This is a genomic window from Kitasatospora sp. NPDC004799, assembly GCF_040609095.1.
Lineage (GTDB): Bacteria > Actinomycetota > Actinomycetes > Streptomycetales > Streptomycetaceae > Kitasatospora.
Genome location: NZ_JBEXJK010000105.1, coordinates 1 through 21530, shown reverse-complemented (window position 1 = coordinate 21530; position 21530 = coordinate 1). Strand labels below are relative to the sequence as shown.

At 73.0% G+C, this 21530-nt stretch carries 18 protein-coding genes; 13 read left to right on the top strand and 5 right to left on the bottom strand.

Features of this window, described 5'->3' with window-relative positions; translation table 11 throughout:
• The 4 genes from ABZW03_RS16115 to ABZW03_RS16100 all read left to right on the top strand — a co-directional run.
• Nucleotides 1-841 (top strand): hypothetical protein (locus tag ABZW03_RS16115; RefSeq protein WP_355257628.1); only part of this gene is annotated, 841 nt, incomplete at its 5' end.
• Between the two features lie 166 nt (nucleotides 842-1007).
• The gene (locus ABZW03_RS16110) at nucleotides 1008-2645 is read left to right on the top strand and encodes an ABC-F family ATP-binding cassette domain-containing protein (RefSeq protein ID WP_355257626.1); all 1638 of its coding nucleotides are present in this window, start codon (nucleotides 1008-1010) and stop codon (nucleotides 2643-2645) included.
• Nucleotides 2646-2775: 130 nt separating this feature from the next.
• Nucleotides 2776-3459: a nitroreductase family protein gene (locus ABZW03_RS16105; RefSeq protein WP_355257623.1), complete on the top strand. Its 684-nt coding sequence runs from the start codon at nucleotides 2776-2778 to the stop codon at nucleotides 3457-3459.
• Nucleotides 3460-3576: 117 nt separating this feature from the next.
• Nucleotides 3577-4179, top strand: coding sequence for a GNAT family protein (locus tag ABZW03_RS16100; protein WP_355257620.1), 603 nt, complete (start codon nucleotides 3577-3579; stop codon nucleotides 4177-4179).
• A gap of 148 nt (nucleotides 4180-4327) precedes the next feature.
• Here ABZW03_RS16100 and ABZW03_RS16095 read toward each other — a convergent pair whose 3' ends face one another.
• Nucleotides 4328-5281, bottom strand: coding sequence for an aldo/keto reductase (locus tag ABZW03_RS16095; protein ID WP_355257617.1), 954 nt, complete (start codon nucleotides 5279-5281; stop codon nucleotides 4328-4330).
• Nucleotides 5282-5734: 453 nt separating this feature from the next.
• Between ABZW03_RS16095 and ABZW03_RS16090 the strand changes: the two genes are divergently transcribed.
• From ABZW03_RS16090 to ABZW03_RS16080, 3 genes are all read left to right on the top strand, one after another.
• Entirely contained in the window at nucleotides 5735-6331 is a 597-nt protein-coding gene (locus ABZW03_RS16090; protein ID WP_355257615.1) for a choice-of-anchor C family protein, read from the top strand.
• Nucleotides 6332-6559: 228 nt separating this feature from the next.
• On the top strand, nucleotides 6560-8074 hold the full coding sequence (locus tag ABZW03_RS16085; RefSeq protein WP_355257612.1) for a carbohydrate binding domain-containing protein: 1515 nt from the start codon (nucleotides 6560-6562) through the stop codon (nucleotides 8072-8074).
• A gap of 89 nt (nucleotides 8075-8163) precedes the next feature.
• A complete protein-coding gene (locus tag ABZW03_RS16080) occupies nucleotides 8164-9630 on the top strand; it encodes an SDR family NAD(P)-dependent oxidoreductase (RefSeq protein ID WP_355257609.1) in 1467 nt (488 codons plus the stop codon).
• Between the two features lie 331 nt (nucleotides 9631-9961).
• Here ABZW03_RS16080 and ABZW03_RS16075 read toward each other — a convergent pair whose 3' ends face one another.
• Both ABZW03_RS16075 and ABZW03_RS16070 read right to left on the bottom strand, forming a co-directional pair.
• Nucleotides 9962-10639 (bottom strand): response regulator transcription factor, encoded by a 678-nt coding sequence (locus ABZW03_RS16075; protein WP_355257606.1) that lies wholly within the window; start codon nucleotides 10637-10639, stop codon nucleotides 9962-9964.
• Nucleotides 10636-11889: an ATP-binding protein gene (locus tag ABZW03_RS16070; protein ID WP_355257603.1), complete on the bottom strand. Its 1254-nt coding sequence runs from the start codon at nucleotides 11887-11889 to the stop codon at nucleotides 10636-10638. Before ABZW03_RS16070 ends, ABZW03_RS16075 begins: the two co-directional genes overlap by 4 nt.
• Before the next feature lie 125 nt (nucleotides 11890-12014).
• Here ABZW03_RS16070 and ABZW03_RS16065 point away from each other — a divergent pair, with 125 nt between their 5' ends.
• The 3 genes from ABZW03_RS16065 to ABZW03_RS16055 are packed head-to-tail and all read left to right on the top strand — an operon-like array spanning nucleotide 12015 to nucleotide 15357.
• On the top strand, nucleotides 12015-12965 hold the full coding sequence (locus ABZW03_RS16065) for an ATP-binding cassette domain-containing protein (protein WP_355257600.1): 951 nt from the start codon (nucleotides 12015-12017) through the stop codon (nucleotides 12963-12965).
• On the top strand, nucleotides 12962-14524 hold the full coding sequence (locus tag ABZW03_RS16060; protein ID WP_355257597.1) for a hypothetical protein: 1563 nt from the start codon (nucleotides 12962-12964) through the stop codon (nucleotides 14522-14524). The genes ABZW03_RS16065 and ABZW03_RS16060 overlap by 4 nt, the downstream gene beginning before the upstream one ends.
• Entirely contained in the window at nucleotides 14521-15357 is an 837-nt protein-coding gene (locus ABZW03_RS16055) for an ABC transporter permease (RefSeq protein WP_355257594.1), read from the top strand. The genes ABZW03_RS16060 and ABZW03_RS16055 overlap by 4 nt, the downstream gene beginning before the upstream one ends.
• A gap of 693 nt (nucleotides 15358-16050) precedes the next feature.
• Here ABZW03_RS16055 and ABZW03_RS16050 read toward each other — a convergent pair.
• Nucleotides 16051-17268 (bottom strand): serine hydrolase domain-containing protein, encoded by a 1218-nt coding sequence (locus ABZW03_RS16050; protein WP_355257591.1) that lies wholly within the window; start codon nucleotides 17266-17268, stop codon nucleotides 16051-16053.
• A 287-nt stretch (nucleotides 17269-17555) separates the two neighbouring features.
• On the opposite strand from ABZW03_RS16050, the gene ABZW03_RS16045 reads away from it, so the two are divergent.
• Entirely contained in the window at nucleotides 17556-18305 is a 750-nt protein-coding gene (locus ABZW03_RS16045; RefSeq protein WP_355257588.1) for an NDP-sugar synthase, read from the top strand.
• A gap of 111 nt (nucleotides 18306-18416) precedes the next feature.
• On the opposite strand, the gene ABZW03_RS16040 is transcribed toward ABZW03_RS16045, so the two are convergent.
• Nucleotides 18417-19469 (bottom strand): ABC transporter substrate-binding protein, encoded by a 1053-nt coding sequence (locus tag ABZW03_RS16040; protein ID WP_355257585.1) that lies wholly within the window; start codon nucleotides 19467-19469, stop codon nucleotides 18417-18419.
• Between the two features lie 377 nt (nucleotides 19470-19846).
• Between ABZW03_RS16040 and ABZW03_RS16035 the strand changes: the two genes are divergently transcribed.
• The gene (locus ABZW03_RS16035) at nucleotides 19847-20875 is read left to right on the top strand and encodes a hypothetical protein (RefSeq protein WP_355257582.1); all 1029 of its coding nucleotides are present in this window, start codon (nucleotides 19847-19849) and stop codon (nucleotides 20873-20875) included.
• 72 nt (nucleotides 20876-20947) lie between these two features.
• A complete protein-coding gene (locus ABZW03_RS16030; protein ID WP_355257579.1) occupies nucleotides 20948-21448 on the top strand; it encodes a hypothetical protein in 501 nt (166 codons plus the stop codon).
• Nucleotides 21449-21530 lie beyond the last annotated feature (82 nt).

Here is a 21530-nt window from a genome sequence, read left to right as displayed (position 1 = left end):
GCCGACCGCCCAGCCCACCGCGGCCCAGCCGGGCGGCGGCGCGGACCAGCCGCCCGCCATGGTCCCGGCCAAGCCCGTGGCGCACCCGTTCCCGAAGAACATGCACGTCAACGGCAAGATCTTCTTCAAGGACGGCAACGAGGACTACGTGTGCTCCGGCACCGTCGTCTCCGACCCGGCCAACCCGGGCAAGAGCAACCTGGTGTGGACCGCCAGCCACTGCCTGCACGGCGGCAAGGGCAACAAGTACTACACCGACATCACCTTCGCCCCGGCCTTCAACAGCAACGGCGTGCTGAGCAACGGCAACAAGCAGGCCAAGCTGGAGGACGCCGAGCCGTACGGCGAGTGGACCGCCACCTCCGGCATGGTCTCGCCGCAGTGGACCGCCGAGGCCGACCCGGAGAAGGGCGGCCCGTGGAGCCAGTACGACTTCGGGATCATCAAGGTCGCCAACCCCAACCCTGGCGGCAAGTCGCTGGAGGAGACCGTCGGCGGCTCCGTCCCGCTCTGGTTCAACGCCCCGCGTGACCAGGTCGGCGCCGTCAGCAACTACGGCTTCCCGGAGGGCAAGCCCTTCGACGGCGTGGAGCTGGAGCACTGCGACGGCGGCAAGCCGGCCAAGAAGACCGGCGACCCGAGCCGCCCGGCGATGCTGGTGATCGGCTGCAACATGACCGGCGGCAGCAGCGGCGGCGGCTGGTTCACGACCAAGGACGGCAAGCCGGCCCTGGTCAGCGACACCTCCATCGGCAACGGCGCGAACACCTACGAGGCCGGTCCGTACCTGGAGGACGTGGCCCAGCACATGTTCGAGTACTTCTCGAAGAAGGCCAAGTGATCCACCGGTGATCCGGTAGTCCGTTGATCCACTTGATCAGATGATCGGGTAGTCCGGGGGCCGCGGCTGAACCAGCCGCGGCCCCCGGCTTTCCGGCCCCGCTCCACCGCCCGCCCCACCGCCTTTTTCCGCCGCCCGGGCCGCTCCTCCTACAATCGGCCCCATCATGAGCGCCACACTCGTAGTCAAGGACCTCAGCGCCGGCCACGGCGAACGCACCCTCTTCTCCGGCCTGGACCTGGTCGTCGCCCCCGGCGACGTGATCGGCCTGGTCGGTGTGAACGGCGCCGGCAAGTCGACCCTGCTGCGGCTGCTGGCCGGCCTGGACACCCCCGAGGGCGGCTCGCTGCGGCTGAGCCCGGCGAGCGCCAACGTCGGCCACCTGCCGCAGGAGCCGGAGCGGCGCGAGGGCGAGTCGGTGCGCGACTTCCTGGCCCGCCGCACCGGTGTCGCGGCCGCGCAGGCCGCGCTGGACGAGGCCACCGAGGGCCTGGTCGAGGGCCGGGCGGGCGCCGACGACGCGTACGCGGCGAGCCTGGACCGCTGGCTGGACCTCGGCGGCGCCGACCTGGAGGAGCGCGCCGAGGAGGTCGCCGACTCGCTCGGGCTGAAGGTCTCGCTGGACCTGCCGATGACCGCCCTGTCCGGCGGCCAGGCCGCCCGGGCCGGCCTCGCCTCGCTGCTGCTCTCCCGCTACGACGTCTTCCTGCTCGACGAGCCCACCAACGACCTCGACCTGGACGGCCTCGAGCGGCTGGAGTCCTTCGTCAAGGGCCTGCGCGCGGGCACCGTGCTGATCAGCCACGACCGCGAGTTCCTGGCCCGCACCGTGACCAAGGTGCTGGAGCTGGACCTGCACCAGCAGCAGGTCAACCTGTACGGCGGCGGCTACGAGGCGTACCTGGAGGAGCGGGCGGTGGCCCGCCGGCACGCCCGCGAGGAGTACGAGGAGTACGCCGACACCAAGGCCGGGCTGGAGGCCCGGGCCCAGATGCAGCGCAACTGGATGGAGCACGGCGTCCGCAACGCCCGCCGCAAGGGCGGCGACAACGACAAAAACGCCAAGGCGAAGCGCACCGAGTCCACCGAGAAGCAGGCCTCCAAGGCCCGGCAGACCCAGCGGATGATCGAGCGGCTGGAGGTGGTCGAGGAGCCGCGCAAGGAGTGGGAGCTGCGGATGGAGATCGCCACCGCGCCGCGCTCCGGCTCGGTGGTCGCCACCCTGCGCGGGGCGAGCGCCCGGCGCGGCGACTTCGCCTTCGGCCCGGTGGACCTCCAGATCGACTGGGCCGACCGGGTCGCCATCACCGGCGCCAACGGCGCGGGCAAGTCCACGCTGCTGGCCGCCCTGCTCGGCCGGCTGGAGCTCGACGGCGGCAGCGCCTCGCTGGGCTCCGGCGTGGTGGTCGGCGAGGTGGACCAGGCGCGCGGGCTGTTCCTCGGCGGGGAGCCGCTGGCGGAGGCCTTCGCCGCCGCCGTACCGGAGCTCTCGCCGGAGGAGGTGCGCACCCTGCTGGCCAAGTTCGGCCTCAAAGCGGTGCACGTGCTGCGCCCGGCCGACACCCTCTCCCCCGGCGAGCGCACCCGGGCCGCGCTGGCGCTGCTGCAGGCCCGCGGGGTCAACCTGCTGGTGCTGGACGAGCCCACCAACCACCTGGACCTGCCCGCGATCGAGCAGCTGGAGTCCGCGCTCGCCTCGTACACCGGCACCCTGCTGCTGGTCACCCACGACCGGCGGATGCTGGACGCGGTGACGGTGAACCGGCGGATCGAGGTCCTGGACGGGCGGGTGCACGAGCACTGAGCCGCCCCTGACCGTCCACCCCGGCCCACCACCGACCCGCCGCCTCCGCCCCCGCCACCGCTGCCGCCACCGACCGGCGAATGGTCTCTACCTCTTCCCGGACGGACCGTCATGTGCTGTGCTGTCCGCCATGGTTGACAGCACAGACAGCGCCGTGGCGGGGACGTCCCACCCGACCGTCCCGCTCACGCCCATGACGGTGCCCGCCCACGAGGCCGAAGACCGCAGCAGGTCCTTCCACGAGGTGATGGCCCGGCGCCGCACCGTCCGCGACTACTCCACTCGCCCGATCCCGGAGGGGGTGGTCGAGTGGGCGATCCGGACCGCAGGCACCGCGCCCAGCGGTGCCCACGTCCAGCCCTGGCGGTTCGTGGTGATCACCGACCCGGAGCGCAAGCGGCGGCTGCGCGAGGCCGCCGAGGCCGAGGAACGCGAGTTCTACGGCCACCGGGCGTCGGCGGAGTGGCTGGCCGCGCTCGCCCCGATCGGCACCGACTGGCGCAAGCCGTTCCTGGAGGACGCGCCGGCCGTGATCGTGGTGTTCGAGGTGCACAAGGGCCCCGACTCGCCGCGCCCGTACTACACCAAGGAGTCGGTGGGGATCGCGGTCGGGCTACTGCTGGCCACGCTGCACCAGGCCGGGCTGGCCACGCTGACCCACACCCCGAGCCCGATGAAGTTCCTCAACGAGGTGTGCGACCGCCCGGCGGAGGAGCGCGCGGCGTACGTGATCCCGGTCGGCTACCCGGCCGAGGGGGCGCGCGTACCGGACCTGCGGCGCAAGGAGCTCGACGAGGTGATGGTCCGGCTCTGACGCGCCGGGGCACGCACCGGGCGCGACCGGGCACGACCGGGCGCGCACCGGCCGGGCGCGCCCGCCGCCCGGGGCACCGAATGGTGACAGGTCCCGGCCAAGGACATAATCGCCGTCATGAGCCGAGCACAGCCACGGTCCTGTGGCCTCGCCCCACCGGCCGTGGAGGTGACCGCCGGGCGGCCGCCGGAGCGGCTGCGGCTGCCCGGCGGCCTCTGGCTGCGGCGCCGCCGCAGCACCCACGCGGCGGCGCTGAACCGGGCCGTCCGCGCCAACCTGGACCACCTGCGGCCCTGGATGGAGTGGGCGGCCGAGGCCCCCTCCCGGGCCCGGACCGCCGAGCTGACCCGGGCCGGCGCGGCCGCCTGGGAGGCCGGCACCGACTTCATGTACCTGGCCGGCCTGGACGCCGAGCCCGGCGGCGTGATCGGCGCCTTCGGCCTGCACGGGCGGATCGGCCCGGGCGCGCTGGAGATCGGCTACTGGGTCGCCACCGGGCACGTCGGCCGCGGCATCGCCACCGCCGCGGCCGGGGCGCTCACCGAGGCCGCGCTGGCGCTGCCCGGGATCACCCGGGTGGAGATCCACTGCGACCAGGCCAACGGCGCCAGCGCGGCCGTCCCGCGCAAGCTCGGCTACCGGCTGGACCGGATCGCCGAGGCCGCCGTCCGGGCTCCGGGCGAGACCGGACGGCAGCTGGTGTGGGTGATGGAGCGCTGACCGCGGGCCTCACCTCAGGCCGTCCGCCGCAGGCTGTTCGCCGCAGGCCGTCCGCCGCAGGCCGTCCGCCGCAGGCCGTCCGCCGCAGGCTGTTCGCCGCAGGCCGTCCGCCGCAGGCCGTCCGCCGCAGGCCGTTCGCCGCAGGCCGTCAGTAGCGCCCGCCGGTCGCCGCCGGGAGCGCGTCCAGCTCGGCCAGGTCCGCCGCCGAGAGCTCGATCCCGGCCGCGCCCACGTTGTCCACCAGGTAGCGCGGCGTCCGGGTGCCCGGGATCGGGAAGACGTACCGGCCCTGCGCCAGCACCCAGGCCAGCGCGACCTGCGCGGGAGTGGCGCCGATCCGCTCGGCGACCGCCCGGACCGTCCCGACCAGCTCCAGGTTGGCCTTCAGCGCGTCCTGCTGGAAGCGCGGCAGCCGGCGGCGGAAGTCGTCGGCGGGCAGCTCGTCGAAGGAGGTGATGCCGCCGGTCAGGAAGCCCCGGCCGAGCGGCGAGAACGGCAGGAAGGCGATGCCCTGCTCCTCGGTGTACGGCAGCACCTCGGCCAGCACGTCCCGGGTCCAGAGCGACAGTTCGGACTGCACCGAGGCCACCGGGTGCACCGCCTGCGCCCGCTTGATCTCCTCGACCGTCGCCTCGGAGAGGCCGATGCTCCGCGCCTTGCCCGCCGCGACGGCCTCGGCGAACGCGCCCCAGGTCTCCTCGATCGGGACGTCCGGGTCGACCCGGTGCAGCTGGTAGAGGTCGACGTGGTCGGTGCCCAGCCGGCGCAGGCTCTCGTCGATCGAGCGGCGCACGTGCTCGGGCCGGCCGTTGCGCTCCTGCTGGCCCGCGCCACCCGGCACGATGCCCACCTTGGTGGCCAGGAAGGCGCGCTCCCGGTACGGGCCGGCCAGCGCGGCGCCGACCACCTCCTCGTTGGTGTACGGGCCGTACATGTCGGCGGTGTCGATCAGGCCGACGCCGAGGTCCAGCGCCTGCCGGATCACCCGGACCGAGTTCTCGTCGTCCCGGTTCCGCACGTCGTAGGCCCAGGTCATGCCCATGCAGCCGAGACCGATGACGCCGATCTCCGGTCCGCCGGTACCGAACGGGGCGTTGCGCATGACGGTGCTCCCATCGTGATTCGTGTGGTGGTGCGTGCAGTGGTTCGCGCGGTGGTGCGCGCAGTGGTTCGAGCGGTGGTTCGCGCGGTGGTGCGTGATCAACGCGTTCAGCTTTCACCTTGGAGTGCACTCAAGGTCAAGCCCTTTCGGTGTCGAGCCCCTTCGGTACGGACCTCCGGTATGACCATCGGCCCGCCATGGGGCGCGAGCGGGGCGCGCGGTTCCGCTTTCACCACCCAGTCCCCGGGCACCGGGCGTCAACCTCCGTTGTTCGCCCCCGGATGTTTCACCGGGCCACCACAGGTGACCGCCCGTCAAACCGGCGCGCGGGGGCCCGTTCACCGCCCCCCGCACCACCGGGCACCGTCGGTCCGGCCTTGGCGGGGATCACCGCCGCGGTCGACGCTCTGTGCACCGCCGACCACCGTGGCCGGCCGTCACGGAGGGAAACCCATGTCGATCCCGCGCACCCGCACCGCCGTCGTCGCCCTGCTCGCGGCCGCCGCCACCGCCCTCGCCGTCCCGGCCCAGGCCGCCGGCGGGCACCGCGCGGCCGGCCGCTTCGACGACGGCGGCTTCGAGAATCCCAAGGCGCCGGCGAACGCCTTCGCGACTCTGTCCGCCGGGCAGGCCCTCGGCCCGTGGCGGGTCACGGCGGGCAGCGTCGACCTGACCGGGGCGGGCTTCTGGCAGACCGCCGAGGGCGACCAGTCGGTGGACCTCAACGGCAACGCCGCCGGCAGCATCGCCCAGACCTTCACCACCGTGCCCGGCACGACCTACTCGGTGACGTACGCGCTGGCCGGCAACCCGGCGGGCCCCACCCCGGTGCGGACCGGCGTGGCCCGGATCGACGGCCAGGACTTCCAGTCCTTCTCCTTCGACGTCACCGGCCGGACGCGTGCCGCGATGGGCTACGTGGGGCGGCAGTTCACCTTCGTCGCACAGAACGCCAGCACCACGCTGGGCTTCACCAGCACCGTGGCCGGGGCGTACGGGCCGGTGATCGACGACGTGCAGGTCAAGGAGTGCAAGGGCTGTTGCGGCTGACCGGCCGGGTGGCCGCGCGGCGGCGGGCCACCGCCGCCTTAACGGCGCCTCAAACCTGCCTCCGGCGAGGCGTCCGGGCCCGGGAAGTGCTTGACGTGCACAGCTGGTCTAGTCCAGTTTGATGCTCAGCACCGCGCTCCCCCACCGGACCACCCCCAAGGCCGCCGCCCGCCCCGTGTCTCCCCCCTCGCGGCGCGGGCGGCCACCACGTCCCCGAGAGGCACCCCCATGCCCAGCGCGCCCCAGCACGCCCCCACGCACCGCCGCCCCGCCCGCCGGACCACCCTGCTGAGCCTCGCCGCCGCCACCGCGCTCGCCGCCGGCGGACTGGCCGCCCTCGCCGGGAACGCCGGTGCCGCCGACGGCAACCTGCTCGCCAACGGCGGACTGGAGAGCGGCGCGGTCGGCCCGTGGAGCTGTTCCGCCGGCACCGGCAGCGTGGTCGACTCCGGTGCGCACAGCGGGACGTACGCGCTCAAGGGGGCGGTGGGCGCGAGCGACACCGCGCAGTGCGGCCAGACCGTCAGCGTCCGGCCGAACACCGCGTACACCCTCAGCGCCTGGGTGCAGGGCCAGTACGTCTACCTCGGCGCCACCGGCAGCGGCGTCACCGACCCGGCCGCCTGGACCGCCGGCGGCACCGACTGGCGGCAGCTGTCCACCGGCTTCACCACCGGGCCGACCACCACCAGCGTCACGGTGTACCTGCACGGCTGGTACGGGCAGGGCGGCTACCTCGCGGACGACATCGCCCTGACCGGCCCCGGTGGCGGCGATCCGACGACGCCGGCGCCGAGTTCGACCCCGCCGAGCCCGACCGGCACGCCCACGGGTACCCCGACCGGCACCCCCGCGCCGAACGCCGCGCTCCCGGTCGCCCCGTACATCGACATGGGTGCCTGGCCCACCCCCTCGATGCCCGACCTGGCCAGGGCCGGCGGCCTCAAGGGCTACACGATGGGCTTCGTCACCGGCGTCGGCTGCAAGGCCAGCTGGTTCAACGCCTACGACCCGCGCGCCGGCTGGGCCAAGGACCAGGTGGACGCGCTGCGCGCGGCCGGCGGCGACGTCAAGGTCTCCTTCGGCGGCGCCGCCGGCACCGAACTCGCCGCCGCCTGCACCACGGTGGACGCGCTGTTCGCCGAGTACGACGCCGTGGTGAAGGCCTACGGCCTGCGCTACGTCGACTTCGACATCGAGGGCGCGGCCATCGCCGACACCGCCGCCAACGAGCGCCGCTCCGCCGCGCTCGCCAGGCTCCAGCAGGCCCACCCCGGCCTCAAGGTCTCCTTCACCCTGCCCGTGCTGCCCGAGGGCCTGACCTCGGAGGGCGTCGCGATCGTCAAGTCCGCCCGGGACGCCGGGGTGGCCGTGGACGTGGTCAACATCATGGCGATGGACTACTACCGGAGCGGGACGGACTACGGCAACGCCGCCGTACAGGCCGCGCAGTCGCTGTTCGGCCAGCTCAAGGCGCTCCACCCGGCGAAGACCGACGCCCAGCTGTGGGCCATGGTCGGCGTCACCCCGATGATCGGCGAGAACGACGACCACCAGGTCTACGACCAGGCCGACGCCCGGCAGCTGCTCGCCTTCGCCCGGCAGAACCACCTCGGGATGCTCTCCTTCTGGGACGCCACCCGGGACGCCAACGCCTGCACCGGCGGCTCGCTGTCCAAGTGCACCAACATCCCGCAGCAGCCGTACGAGTTCGCGAAGATCCTCGGCGGGTACGCGGGCTGACCCGGGCGCCCACCGGCGGAAATTGGCATCTCATCGTCCCGGACCGTCGATTACAGTCCGTCCCACCTGTACGGCACGAGGGGGCGGACATGACGGTCCGGGACGACCACGACCAGCTGATCACCATCCATCCGGCGAGCGGCGCCGCGTGCGCCGCCAGTGGCCTCGCCTCCTCCGAGAGCCTCACCACCTCCGATAGCCTCAGCGCCTCCGAGAGCCTCACCGCCGAGGAACTCGCCGCGTTCAGCCGCACCCTCGGCCGGCTGCGCGCGCTGCCCGCCCACGACCGCACCCGGCTGCACGCCGAGCGGCAGCTCAGCTCCTTCGTCATGGAAAGCCGCAAGCGCCGCCGCCAGGAGGCCCGGCAGGCCGAGCGGCAGGCCGACGCCGAGCTGCTCGCCACCACCGCGACCGGCCGCCGGACCCGCCGTGAGGACGCGCCGCTGGCCGCCGACGGGCCCCGCGGACCGGTCGGCGAGCTGCGGATACCGCGCAAGTGCTACGTCTGCAAGCAGGCCTACCGCCAGGTCGACGGCTTCTACCACATGCTCTGCCCGGACTGCGCGGCCGACAACACCTCCCGCCGCGCCCTCGGCACCGACCTGCGCGGGCGCCGGGCGCTGCTCACCGGCGGCCGGGTGAAGATCGGCTTCCAGCTCGCCCTGATGATGCTGCGGGACGGCGCCGAGCTGATCGTCACCAGCCGCTTCCCGCAGGACACCGTCCGCCGCTTCCGCGCCGCCGAGGGCAGCGGGCGCTGGTGGGACCGGCTCACCGTCGTCGGCATCGACCTCCGCGACCCGCGCCAGGTCATCGGCCTGACCGACCGGTTGCACGCCGAGGAGCGTCCGCTCGACATCCTCGTCAACAACGCCGCGCAGACCCTGCGCCGCCCGCCGGAGTCGTACGCTCTGCTGGCCGCGGGCGAGCAGGACGCCCTGCCCGCCGCCGACCGCCGGGCGATCGGCCACGCCCCCGGGTTCCGGCCGGTCACCGGGCTCGCCCAACTGCCGTCCGGCGCCGGATCGTTGCTGGACTTCGCCGACGAGGCCGGGCTGCTGCCCGACCTCGCCCCCGCCAACTCCTGGTCCGCCACGCTCGGTTCGCTCGACCCGGCAGAGCTGCTGGAGACCCAGCTGGTCAACATGCTGGCCCCGGCCCTGCTCTGCGACCGCCTGCTGCCCCTGCTGCTGGCCTCCCCGCACCCGGCCCGCTACATCGTCAACGTCACGGCGGTGGAGGGCCGGTTCGCCGTCCGCAACAAGACCGCCCGGCACCCGCACACCAACATGGCGAAGGCCGCGCTCAACATGCTCACCCGCACCAGCGCGGCCGAACTCGCCACCCGGGGCGTCCACATGTGCGCCGTCGACACCGGCTGGATCACCGACGAGAACCCGGCCCCGAAGAAGGCCCACCTCGCCGCCCAGGGGTTCCGCACCCCGCTCGACATCGTGGACGGCGCGGCCCGCGTCTACGACCCGATCGTCCGCGGCGAGGCCGGGGACCCGGTGTCGGGGGTGTTCCTCAAGGACTACCGCGTAGCCGAGTGGTGACGCCCCTGGGCGCTGCGCCCGGCGCCCCCTGGCACCTGACGCCTGACACCTGACACCTGACACCTGAAGAAACCTTTCTTCGCGACCGTCGCCCACGCCCGCGCCCCCACTGAACACAGCCGCCGCTGCGCGAGAAGTCGACCCAGCCGACTTCTCGTGCAGGCCCTGCTCTCCCGAAGCGCGGAGGTCCACGCTCGGCAGGTCCGGGTCGATCGGCGTCGGCGGCGGGGTGCCCGGCCGCCCAGAAGGGGGTCCGGCCCGCTTCTGAGTGGGAACGGGTCCTGAGAACGGATCCACCTCCGCTCGCGGGTCGCCGACCCTCGGCGGCTGCTCAGTCCGGCGGGACGGCTGGGTCGATGATCCGATACCCCACGCCGGGTGTGGTGGCGATGACCGAGGGGGCGCCGATCTTGCGGCGCAGGCGGCTGATGGTCACCGTGACGGTGTTGGTGAACGGATCGGCGTGTTCGTCCCAGACCTGTTCGAGGAGGTTCTCCGTGCTGAGGAAGGCGGGGCTCGCGTTCAGGAGGGCTTCGAGTACCGCGAATTCCTTGACGGAGAGGTCGAGTTGGCGGCCGTCGCGGCTGGCGGTTCGGCGCATCGGGTCGAGTTCGATGCCCGCCGCGCTCAGGGTACGGGACCGGGCGGCGGGTCGGCGGCGGGCCAGGGCGCGGATGCGCAGGATGAGTTCGGGAAAGTGGAAGGGCTTGGCGAGGTAGTCGTCGGCGCCCAGGGTCAGGCCGCTGACGCGGTCACCGGGTGAGTCGGCGGCGGTCAGCATCAGGACCATCACGCGGCCGTCCCCCTCGGTGATCATCCGGCAGAGGGTGTCGCCGTGGATGCCCGGAAGGTCGCGGTCGAGCACGACGACGTCGTACGCGTTGACGTCCAGTTTGGCCGCGGCGTCGAGCCCGTCGTGGGCCACGTCCACGGCCATGCCCTGGTCGCGCAGTCCCTCGGCGACGACTTCGGCGAGGGGACGGGCGTCCTCTACCACCAGGACTCTCAACGCGCCACGACCCTCTCGGTGTTGGGAGATTCCGCCGTCGTCCCGCCGTCCGTACGGGGAAGGGTGACGGTGACGCGCAGGCCGCCGTCGGGGCGGGCGCGCAGGTCCAGGGTGCCATGGTGGGCCTGGGTGATGGCCGCGACGATGGAGAGGCCGAGGCCGCTTCCCCGGCCGGTGCCGGTCCGGTCGGCGCCAAGGCGGCGGAAGGGCTGCACGAGGTCCGCCACCCGCCGCTGGTCGAGGACCGGTCCGCTGGACTCGACGACGAGGGACACCGCGCCCGCGCCGTCTCCTTCGGCCCCTACCGCGACACTGAGCCAGCCCCCGGGGTCGTTGTGCGCGATCGCGTTGTCGACCACGTTGTCGACCGCGCGGCGCAGCAGCGTCCGGCTGCCCCACACCCACGCGGAGCCGTCGACCCGGTTTTCCCGCACGGTCAGGCCCTTGGCCACGATGTCCTCTGCCCGTCCGGTCAGGGCAGTCAGCGCGAGTCGGCCGAGGGTGAGGCGCGCCGAGTCGGTGAACTCGCCGTGCTGGGTGCGAGCCAGGACGAGGAAACCCTCCAGCAGCCGGTCCACCTGGTCGAGTTCGGCGCGCATCCGGGCGGCCAGCGTGGCCGTGGTCTCGGGCACTGGGCCCGGCTTGGCGAGGGCCACGTCCAGGGAGGCCCGCATCGTGGTGAGCGGGGTGCGCAGCTCGTGGGAGGCGTTGGCGACGAAGAGGCGCTGGGCGTCGAAGGAGCCCTCCAGGCGGCCGAGGAGGTCGTCGATGGTGTCGGCGAGGTCCTTCACCTCGTCGCCGGGCCCGCCGATGGCCAGGCGTTCGTGCAGGCTGTCGGCGGTGATCCGGCGGGTGGCCGCTGTCATCACGCGCAGCGGGCGCAGCACCCGGCCGGCGACGAACCAGCCGAGGCCGACCGAGATCACCGCCATGACGCCGAGGGCGATGGCGGAGCCGAGCAGGATCTGCCGGGACTGGGTGTCGTGCGCCTGGGCCAGCTGCTGCTCCAGATCGTCGATGCGGCCCTGGGCCTGTGCCGCCGTGGCTCGTTGATCGGTGCCGCCGTCGGGGGCGGTCTCGCTGGAGCGCGATCCGCCGGATGCCACCAGGGCCGCGATCGCGAGCAGCGCCGTTCCCGACAGCAGGAACAGCGTCACGTACAGGGCGGTGAAGCGGGTGCGGGCAGTGCCGCGGCGCAGGCCGAGCCGGGCAGCCAGGCCCGCGAGCCGTCGGGGCGGACCCCATTTCATCCGCGTGCTCCCCTCTCGCTACTGCACCAGGACACGTACCGGGCCAGGCTAAGCCGAGGCGCCTAACAGCGAGATGACAGTGGCCGTTCGGCCCCTGTAACGCGCTCCGTCGCAGGGTGGCGTCCATGCGCGATGAGAGCAAGAGCATGAAGGCGACGATCGAGGTCATCGGTCTGCGTAAACGCTTCGGGCCACGGCTGGCTCTGGACGGGATGACGTTCACCGTGCGGCCCAGGCGGGTGACCGGCTTCGTCGGCCCGAACGGCGCGGGCAAGTCCACCACCATGCGCGTGATCCTGGGACTTGACGCAGCTGAGGGAACGGCCCTGGTCGGCGGGGTGCCGTACCGCACCCTGCGCCGCCCGCTTCGGCATCTGGGGGCACTGCTCGACGCCTCCGCGCTGCAGCCGAGCCGCACCGCCCGCAACCACCTGCTGTGGCTGGCCCATTCACAGGGCGTGCCGACCCGACGGGTGGACGAGGTCATCGATCAGGCCGGCCTGGGCACGGCGGCCCGGCGCAAGGCCGGCGGCTTCTCGCTGGGCATGCGCCAGCGCCTGGGGATCGCGGCGGCGCTGCTCGGTGACCCGCCGGTGGTCATGCTGGACGAGCCGTTCAACGGCCTCGACCCCGACGGCATCGTGTGGATGCGCGGCTTCCTGGCGGAGCTGGCCCGGCAGGGCCGCGCTGTCCTGGTCTCCAGTCACCTGATGAGCGAACTCGAGGACACCGCGGACCATCTCGTGGTGATCGGTCGCGGCCGGGTCGTCGCGGACACCAGCGTGTCCGACCTGCTCGCCGAGGCGTCCGGCGGCCGGGTCACCCTGCGTACCTCCGCGCCTCCGCGCGCCGCCCAGGTCCTGCACGGTGCGGGCGCCACCGTTCTCGCCACCGGCCCCGACACCCTCGGCGTCACGGGCCTGCCCGACGAGGAGATCGTGGCCCTGCTCGCCCGGAACGGGGTGCCGTTCTCCCAGGTGTCCGCGCACCGGGCGACGCTCGAAGAGGCGTACATGGAGCTCACCCGGGACGCGGTGGAGTACCGGGGCATCCCGGCGGGGGAGACCGAGCGATGACCGCCACCCTCACCCCTCGCCCCCCGGCCACGAGACGCACTGAGCGGGGCGGGTTCCTCAGGGCGCTGCACGCCGAGTGGACGAAGTTCCGTACGGTACGCGGCTGGGTTCTCGCCATGGCGGGGGCGCTCCTGGTGACGATCGCGGTCGGCCTGCTCGGCACGGCCGCCCCCGCCCCCGGCGGTCGCGGCGCCGGCTCCGCCTCGTACCCGAAGGGCCCCGGCGGCGAGGCCGTCAATGACAGCTTCTACTTCGTCCACCGGACGCTCACCGGCGACGGCGCCCTCACCGTTCCCCTGCGGTCCCTGACCGGTGCGGCCGACACCGGGACCGGCAGGACGGCCCAGGGTGCCCAGCCCTGGGCGAAGGCGGGGATCATCGTGAAGGAGAGCCTCACCCAGGGATCCCCGTACGCGGCGGTCATGGCCACCGGCGGTCACGGCGTGCGCATGCAGTACGACTACACGCACGACATGGCGGGCCCTTCCGGCAAGGCCGCCCAGGAGTCCCCGCGCTGGCTGCGGCTGGTCCGCTCCGGTGACAGCCTCACCGGTTACGCCTCTACCGACGGCTCCCACTGGACCGAGGTCGGCCGTGCGAAGCTGCCTGGGCTTGCGCGCACCGTGCGGGCCGGGCTCTTCGCCACGTCACCGGAGGCGAAGCAGGAGACCGCGGCGGGCACGGGCTTCAGCCCCGCCGTGGCCACCGGCACCTTCGGCCGTCCCGACCTCACCGGTGACTGGTCCCAGAGCGCGTGGAGCGGCACACAGGTGGGCGGCGACGCGGGCACCTCCGGCAGCTACACGAACACCACTGAGGGCGGCTTCACGCAGACCGACGGCGGCGGGTTCACCGTGACCGGGGCCGGTGACATCGCACCGGTCGTCGGCGGGCCCGTCATGGGCGTCGGCTTCTCCGTCGAGAACTTCCTCGTCGGCACCTTCGCCGGGCTGATCGTGGTGATCGCCGTGGGCACGGTGTTCATCACCGGCGAGTACCGGCGTGGTCTGCTGCGTACGACCGTGGCGGCAACTCCCCTGCGGGGCCGGGTGCTTGGTGCCAAGGCGCTGGTGGCCGGAGGCGTGGCGTTCGCCGTCGGTCTGGTGGCCGCCGCGATCACCGTTCCCGTCGGGGAACGCAGCGCGCGCGGCAGGGGCTTCCATGTCTTCCCCGTCACGTCGGCGACCGAAGCGCGCGTCATGGTCGGCACCGGCCTGGTCTGCGCAGCCGCCACCGTGCTCGCTCTCGGCGTCGGTGCCCTGCTGCGGCGCAGCGGCACGGCGGTCGCCCTGGTCATCGCGTCGATCGTGCTGCCCTTCCTGCTCGCCGTCTCCGGCGTACTGCCCCCGGGTGCCTCGGAGTGGCTGCTGCGGGTGACCCCGGCTGCGGGCTTCGCCATCCAGCAGACCCTGCCGCGGTACGCGCAGGTGCTCAGCGTGTACGAACCGTCGACCGGCTACTACCCGCTGGCGCCATGGGCCGGCCTCGCCGTGCTGTGCGGATACGCCGCGCTCGCCTTCGGCCTGGCCGTGGTGCGGCTGCGCGGGAGGGACGTATGAGTCTCCTGAGCGGTGCACGACTCGCGAGCACGGCGGCCGGCGCGTGGCGAGGGGACTTCGGCCGCGCCTTGTGCGCGGAGTGGACGAAGCTGCGCACCGCAGGGGAAACGGGCAGGTTGCTTCTGCTCGCCGTCGCGCTGACCGTGGCCGTCGGCTGCGGCACCGCCAAGGCCGTGAAGTGCCCGGACGCGGGGTGCGGCCAGGACGCCGTCAAGCTCGCCCTGACCGGCGTCACCGTCGGGCAGGCGGTCATCGCCCTCCTCGCGGTGCTGGCCGTCAGCGGCGAGTACGGCACCGGGATGATCCGCACCACGCTCACCGCGGTGCCGAACCGGATCGCCGTACTCACCGCCAAGGCGACGATCCTCACCACGGTCGTCCTCGGCTCCGGGACGGCTGCCGTCCTGGCCTCCCTCCTCGCCGGCCGCTACATCCTGCCCGGCAACGGATTCACCGAGGCGCACGACTATGCCCCGCTCTCCCTGGCCGACGGCCCGACCCTGCGCGCGGCCGTGGGCTCGGTCCTCTACCTCGTCCTGATCGCCCTGCTCGGCCTCGGCGTGGCGACGGCGGTGCGGGAGGCGGCGACCGCCATCGGGGTCGTGCTCGGGCTGCTCTACCTCTTCCCGGTCGTCACCCAGGTGGTCCACGACCCGGCGTGGCAGCACCACCTCCAGCAGATCTCGCCCATGACCGCCGGACTCGCGGTCCAAGCCACCATCCATCTGCACGAGCTGCCCATCGGCCCATGGGCCGGCCTGGGCGTGCTCGCGGCGTGGGCCGCGGCCGCGCTGCTGGTCGGCGGTCTGCTGCTGCACATGCGCGACGCGTAGCCGAATCGAGCCGTCCGCGAGCACGGTGGCGCCGGGCCCCTCCCCGGCCCGGCGCCTCACCCGGTCAACGATCCAGCCGAGTTCTCGCGCAAGGCGCCATCCCAGCACCGAGCCACAGCGCGTCTGGCGCGAGATCCGGCCCAAGAATATGTCGGTCGGTCTACATATCCGTGGACACGCCGCGCCAAAAGTCGACCTGGCCGACTTCTCGTGCAGGAGGGCCACCGGCGCCGGGGCCGCACTACGGGCTCGCCGCGAGACCCAGCCCAGGAATATGTCGGTCGGTCTACATATCCGTGGACATGCCGCGCCAAAAGTCGACCCGGCCGACTTCTCGTGCGGGAGGGCCACCGATACCGGGCCGCACTACGGGCTCGCCGAGATCCAGCCCCAAGAATATGTCGGCCGGTCTACATATTTGGACTTGAGCTGCACGAAAAGTCGACCCGGCCGACTTTTGATGCAGGAGGCTACCCCGCACCGGAGAAAGAATATGTCGGTCGGTCTACATATTCGAAGCGAGCTGCACGAAAAGTCGGTCTGGCCGACTTCTGGTGCGGGAGGCCGGCGGCGAGGCGCTCAAGGAATCGACCGACCGGTCTACATATTTGGCCCGTGCGCACAGCCTGCGCAGGAAGTCGGACGGGCCGACTTCCTGCGCAGCGGTCGGGCAGCGGCCCGGGGTGGGCGGGCTCAGGCGGCGGGCTTCAGGCCGAAGGCGGTGGCCAGCAGGCCGATGGCGTACGGGGTCGCGGTGCCGTCCAGTGCGGTGGGGTCGACGGTGTACACGACCTTGCGGGTGAGGTCGGGGGTGGCGAAGACGCCGCTGGTGGAGCCGGGGCGGGAGCCGGTCTTGCCCCAGGCGACGACGCCGTGGGACGTGAGGCGTTCGAGGCCCATGCTCATGCACGCCGTGCCGTCCGGGCAGTGGCTGCTGCCCGGGAAGACGGGCACGTCCGGGACGGTGAAGAGCTTCTCCTGCTGGGTCGGCGGGAGGAGGCGGCCCCGGAACAGGGCCGTGATGAAGCGGTCCAGGTCGGGCGCGCTGGAGATCATGCCGCCCTCGGCCCAGGGCCACGGGCTCTGCTCGGTCACGTCCGCGCGGTGCGATCCGCCGCCGTCGGCCTCGGGGACGGTCAGGTACGGGTGGGTCGCGGGGCGCCGCAGCGACGGGTCGTCGGCGTCCGGGAGGTCGGTGTCGTGGAGGCCGAGCGGGCGGATGATCCGATCGCGCAGCTCATCGGCGTAGCGGTGGCCGGTGACCTGCTCCACCACCAGCCCGGCGACGAAGGTGTTCATGCCGTCGTACCGCTGCGCGGTGCCGGGCTCGAAGTCCAGTGGCAGGCCGGCCATCGAGGCGACGACGGCCTCGGGCGTCGGCGCGTCCAGCCGGTGCTCCTCGAACCAGCCGGTGGTGCCGTCACCCCAGAACGTGTCGGAGCCGCTGGGCAACCCACTGGTGTGGTTGAGCAGTTGCCCGACCGTGACCGACGCGAAGGGGAAGTCCGGGAGGTACCGCCGGACGCTGCTGTCGAGGTCGAGCCGTCCCTCGGCAGCGAGTTGGAGGACGACGGTGGCGGTGAAGACCTTCGAGATCGACCCGATCCGGAACCTGCCGCGCGGGTCTACGTCCGTCCCGCCCTCCGCCGAGGTGCCCTCGAACCGCCCGGTGGAACCGGTGACCCGGACGAACCCGGCGGAGACGTCGGCGCCCGGCCGCTGGGCGAGCGCGGCGCGGAGCGCCGCCGGGTCGAGCGGCGGCAGCGCGGACGGGCGGGGCGTCGCCGCAGCCGCGGGGGCGGCCAGGGCGGGCGTGCCGGCCAGGGCTGGGGTGCCCACCCCGACCGTCACCGCGGCGGCCAGGGCGGCGGCCACGACGGCCCAACGGGTGCGGTGCGTATGCGCGTTCACGTGCGGTCGGCTCCAGACTGCTCGTCGTCCGGGCCGGCGGTTCCCGGCCCGGAGCACCAGTCTTCCGACCGCGCCGACCCCGGTCATCAGGGGCGGAGCGGCGACACTCCCTGATCTTCCGTCAGGGTTCTCCCGGAGGAGGAGGCGCACGGAGAACGGCCGAGTGCGCCGAGCGCCCACTCCCCACCGTGAATCACGGCGATCACGTCGGGTACATGTCCAACGGTGCATCGAACCCCACGCGGCCGGTGCTTCCGGCCCGCGCCCTCACGCCCCGGAGGTCGGGATTGCCATCGCCGGACGCGCTCGCGCCGATCCGCCAAGCCGTGATCCTCGCGGGCGGACGCGGCCGGCGCCTCGCCCCGTACACCGACCTGCTCCCCAAGGCGATGGTCGAGGTGAACGGCACGCCGCTGCTGCGCCACCAGATCGACCGGTTCGCCCGCGCGGGCGTGGAGGCGGTGGTCGTCTCGGCGGGCTACCGCGCCCAGGCGATCACCGACTACGTCCGCACGGCGCCCCTGCCGGTCCGCACCACCGTGGTCGTCGAGGACCCCCCGCTGGGGCGCGGCGGAGGGCTGAAGCTCGCCGCCCGAGCGCTTCCGGCGCCGCGGGAACCGTGGTTCGCCGTCTACGGGGACATCTGGGCCGACTTCCCGCTCAGCGCGCTGGGCGCCCACCACCAGCGGTCCGGCGCCCTGGCCACGGTCGCCCTGGTCGCGCCCCGGCTCCCCCGGGGCACCGTCGTCTGCGATGCCCTGGGCAGGGTCGCCGAACTGGCCGCGCCACCTCCGCCCGACTGCACCGTCAACGGCGGTGTGTACGTCTTCGGGCCCGGCGTCGTCCCCCTGCTGCCGGACCGCGGGGACCACGCGCACACCACCCTCCCCCACCTGGTCCGGCGGCGCCAGCTGGCCGGCTACCGCACCGACGGCTTCTGGTGCGCGGTCAACACACCGGAGGACCTACGGGCGTTGCGGGCCCGCGTCTCGGCGGCGGCGACCGGGGGAAATGCCCCAGCCGTCCGCTACCGCTGACGGACAGAAGAGGGGAAGGAGTGGGAAGTCGGCCCGGCCGACTTCCCACTCCTCAGCGGTTCACCGGGAGGTGGCTGGTACGGAGTGGACAGGCACGGCCCTGCCGGGGCCCTACTGGGGGGAGGCCTCGGTCTTCGGCGCCCCGAAGTGCCACTCGTGGACGACGAACGTGCCGTCCTTGAGATCACCGCTCTCGTCGAAGCCCAGGTCGCCGGTCGGGGTGCTGAAGGTGCCGGCGTAGAGCGCTTCGGCGACCCTGTGGGTGTCCTCCGAGCCGGCCTTCCGGACGCCCTCGGCGATCAGCCGGACCGCGGAGTAGGCGGGGAGGACGAAGGTCCCGCCGGGGTCCCCGCCGGCCTCCTTGATCGCGTCGACGACGGCCTTGTTCGCGGGATCCGCGTCGAAGGCCTTGGGCACCGTGACCAGCAGCCCCTCCGAGGCGCCCTGGGCGATCCGGGAGATCGACTCGGTGGCGCAGGCGTCGGCGGCCATGAAGCGGGCACCCAGGCCCTGGGCCCGGGCTTGGCGGAGGATCAGGCCCAGTGCGGGGTGGTAGCCGCCCCAGTAGACGAAGTCGACGCTGTTCTCCTTCAGCTTCTCGATGATCGCGGAGAAGTCCGTGGCCGCGGCGTCGACGCCCTCGGACACGGGGACCGCCACGCCCTTCTCCTCCAGCGTCGGCTCGACCACGGCGGCCAGGCCCATGCCGTACAGCGACTTGTCGTGGAGGACCGCGACGGCCTCCGGCTCCACGTGGTCGACGATGTATTCGGCGGCCACCTGGGACTGGACGACGTCAGCGCCGACCGTACGGAAGACGAGTTCGTGGCCGACCGCGGTGATCCCGGAGCTGGTGGCGGCCGGCGTGATCATCACGACGCCCGCCTCCTCGTAGACGTTCGCAGCCCGCTGGGTCGCGGCGGAGGTGACGTGGCCGACGACGAACTTCACCCCGTCGTCGACCACCTTGCCGGCGACGGCGACGGCCTGCGTGGGCTCGGCGCCGTCGTCGTACTCCTTGGCTTCGAGCATCCTCCCGTCGACGCCGCCGCCGGCGTTGATGTCCTTGACGGCCTGCAGCGCGCCGATGCGCTGCATGTCGCCGTACTCGGCCAGCGGGCCGGTCTTGGGTCCCACGATGGCGATCTCGATCGTGTCGGGCATGACGTCTCCGTTCGGCGATGGTCCGGCTGTCGCCCCGTCAGGCCGGGACGGCGGTAGTCCACCCGACGATCACGGCGGCCCCGTGTCGGCGTCGCGCAATCACAGCGAATTCACCCGAACAAGCGAATCACCTGCGGCGGAGAGGCGGAGGCGGCCCGCTTCCGCTGCCAGGTGCAGGAGGAGGAGTGAGAAGTCGGACGGGCCGACTTCCCACTCACCGCGCTGGGCGTTCACCACCGGCGATCCGACCGCGCGTTGACGGTTCACCCGTGGGGCGGACGAGTCCGCATCCGCACCTCGTCAGGGCCTCCGCCGTGTGAGGATCGGGCACAGCCGTCCGCGCCCCCGGCCGGAAACGACGTACGGAAGGAAGCCGCGTGAACCCGACGGACCGCCGCCCGATCAGGCACCCCCGACCGCCCGGCGTGGACACCCTCCGCCACACCCCGCAGCGCGGCCTCGACGCCGTCCCCGACCCCCGGCACCGCGGCATGGTCGCCGACGTCCTGGCCTCCGGCCTCGTCGACGGGATGATCGCCTCCACCGAGGGCTTCGATCCGCCCGTCGACACCGCGCGGGCCCGCGCCGACGCCGAGCTGCTCACCGCCGAGTTCGCCGCGTTCGGCGTCACCGTCCCGCGCGCCACCGCCAACCACATCACGCTGATGCGCGCCCTGATGGTGCCCGTCGCCGACGACGCGCTCGCCCTGGCCCTCGATCGCATCTGGGTGTTCACCACCGACGTCGACGACGTGTGCTCCCACGACCCGGCGGAGGCCGGAGCCGTCCTGCGGGCCGGCCTGCTGCCCGGGCACGGCGCGTCCTCACCGACCGCCCGGTACATCCGGCACATGTTCGACGAGATCGCGCGGTTCTGCGATCCGACGTTCCTCGCCGCGTACAAGACCTTCTTCTACAACGCGGTCACCGGGGTCCTGATGGAGGCGGAGTTCACCCCGGAGGCGTCCGACGAGGTCGACAGCGACTTCGTCCGCGTGTTCAACGGCTTCTCCCAGTTCTGGTTCACCTCCCTTCAGTTCACCGACCCCTGCCTGAGCGCCCACCGGCACCGGGCGTTCTGGTCGGCGGCGCTGAGCTCCGGCGTGGCCTTCCTCAACGACGTCAACGACGTCCTGTCCTTCTACAAGGAGGCGGTGCACGGCGGGGACTTCACCGCCAGCCGGATCCACCGCCGCGCGGTGAGCGAGGGCATCCCCTACCTCGACGCCTACCGCCGGAGCCTCGACAGCGGCCTGGCCGCCTACCGCCGCGTCCTGGACCTCGCCACCGACGAGCAACGCCCTTACCTCGACCGCTACATGACCGCCTTCGCGTACTGGCACTTCCACTGCCGCCGCTACCGCTGGCAGGACGTCTACCCCGGGCTGACCCCGATCGACCACTGATCCCGTTGATCCGGCGGGCAGGGGTGCCCGGCTGACACACTGGGCCGGAACCGAACGGAGGAGCGGACGCCCATGCTGAACCCCCTCGACGCGCCGGCCGCGGTGGCGGCCGCGGCCGAACCGCTGGAGGAGCTGCTCGACGACTGCAACCACGTGTCGTCCGTCGAGCTGTGCCACGTCGTCCCCGTGGCGGGGACGGCACCCGGTCGCGGCTGGATGAGGAGCCTCGCCCAAGCCGTGTACGACGCGGGGTCCACCGGATACCGGGTGGGAACGCGGGTCGAACCGTTCGAGTCACCGGGAGCCTGGCGGGACATCCTCCGCCGACAGGTCACCGAAGGGTACATGCAGCCCACCCGGAAGTGGGCGAACCCCAGCCTGCGCACCCCCGACGAGATCCGGCGGACCGGCGAACTCGCCGACGGCGTCGCCGACCTCATCGAAGCACACCTGGGCCCCGTCCTCAGCTCCGGCGACGTCGACGGCCCGCACCTGGGCGAGATGTGGGGACGCCACCTGCTGCTGGTCAGCAGTGAATGGGCCACCATCCTGTATTTCGGGATCCACGACTGACACACGTCTCGGAGTGGGAAGTCGGACGGGCCGACATACCACTCCAGGTGGTTGACGGGACGGTTGGGGGATGGCGGGGTTG

Coding starts and splice junctions, on each gene's coding strand:
- ABZW03_RS16110 (WP_355257626.1), top strand. CDS start 1,008: ATGAGCGCCACACTCGTAGTCAAGGACCTCAGCGCCGGCCACGGCGAA.
- ABZW03_RS16105 (WP_355257623.1), top strand. CDS start 2,776: ATGGTTGACAGCACAGACAGCGCCGTGGCGGGGACGTCCCACCCGACC.
- ABZW03_RS16100 (WP_355257620.1), top strand. CDS start 3,577: ATGAGCCGAGCACAGCCACGGTCCTGTGGCCTCGCCCCACCGGCCGTG.
- ABZW03_RS16095 (WP_355257617.1), bottom strand. CDS start 5,281: ATGCGCAACGCCCCGTTCGGTACCGGCGGACCGGAGATCGGCGTCATC.
- ABZW03_RS16090 (WP_355257615.1), top strand. CDS start 5,735: ATGTCGATCCCGCGCACCCGCACCGCCGTCGTCGCCCTGCTCGCGGCC.
- ABZW03_RS16085 (WP_355257612.1), top strand. CDS start 6,560: ATGCCCAGCGCGCCCCAGCACGCCCCCACGCACCGCCGCCCCGCCCGC.
- ABZW03_RS16080 (WP_355257609.1), top strand. CDS start 8,164: ATGACGGTCCGGGACGACCACGACCAGCTGATCACCATCCATCCGGCG.
- ABZW03_RS16070 (WP_355257603.1), bottom strand. CDS start 11,889: ATGAAATGGGGTCCGCCCCGACGGCTCGCGGGCCTGGCTGCCCGGCTC.
- ABZW03_RS16065 (WP_355257600.1), top strand. CDS start 12,015: ATGCGCGATGAGAGCAAGAGCATGAAGGCGACGATCGAGGTCATCGGT.
- ABZW03_RS16060 (WP_355257597.1), top strand. CDS start 12,962: ATGACCGCCACCCTCACCCCTCGCCCCCCGGCCACGAGACGCACTGAG.
- ABZW03_RS16055 (WP_355257594.1), top strand. CDS start 14,521: ATGAGTCTCCTGAGCGGTGCACGACTCGCGAGCACGGCGGCCGGCGCG.
- ABZW03_RS16040 (WP_355257585.1), bottom strand. CDS start 19,469: ATGCCCGACACGATCGAGATCGCCATCGTGGGACCCAAGACCGGCCCG.
- ABZW03_RS16030 (WP_355257579.1), top strand. CDS start 20,948: ATGCTGAACCCCCTCGACGCGCCGGCCGCGGTGGCGGCCGCGGCCGAA.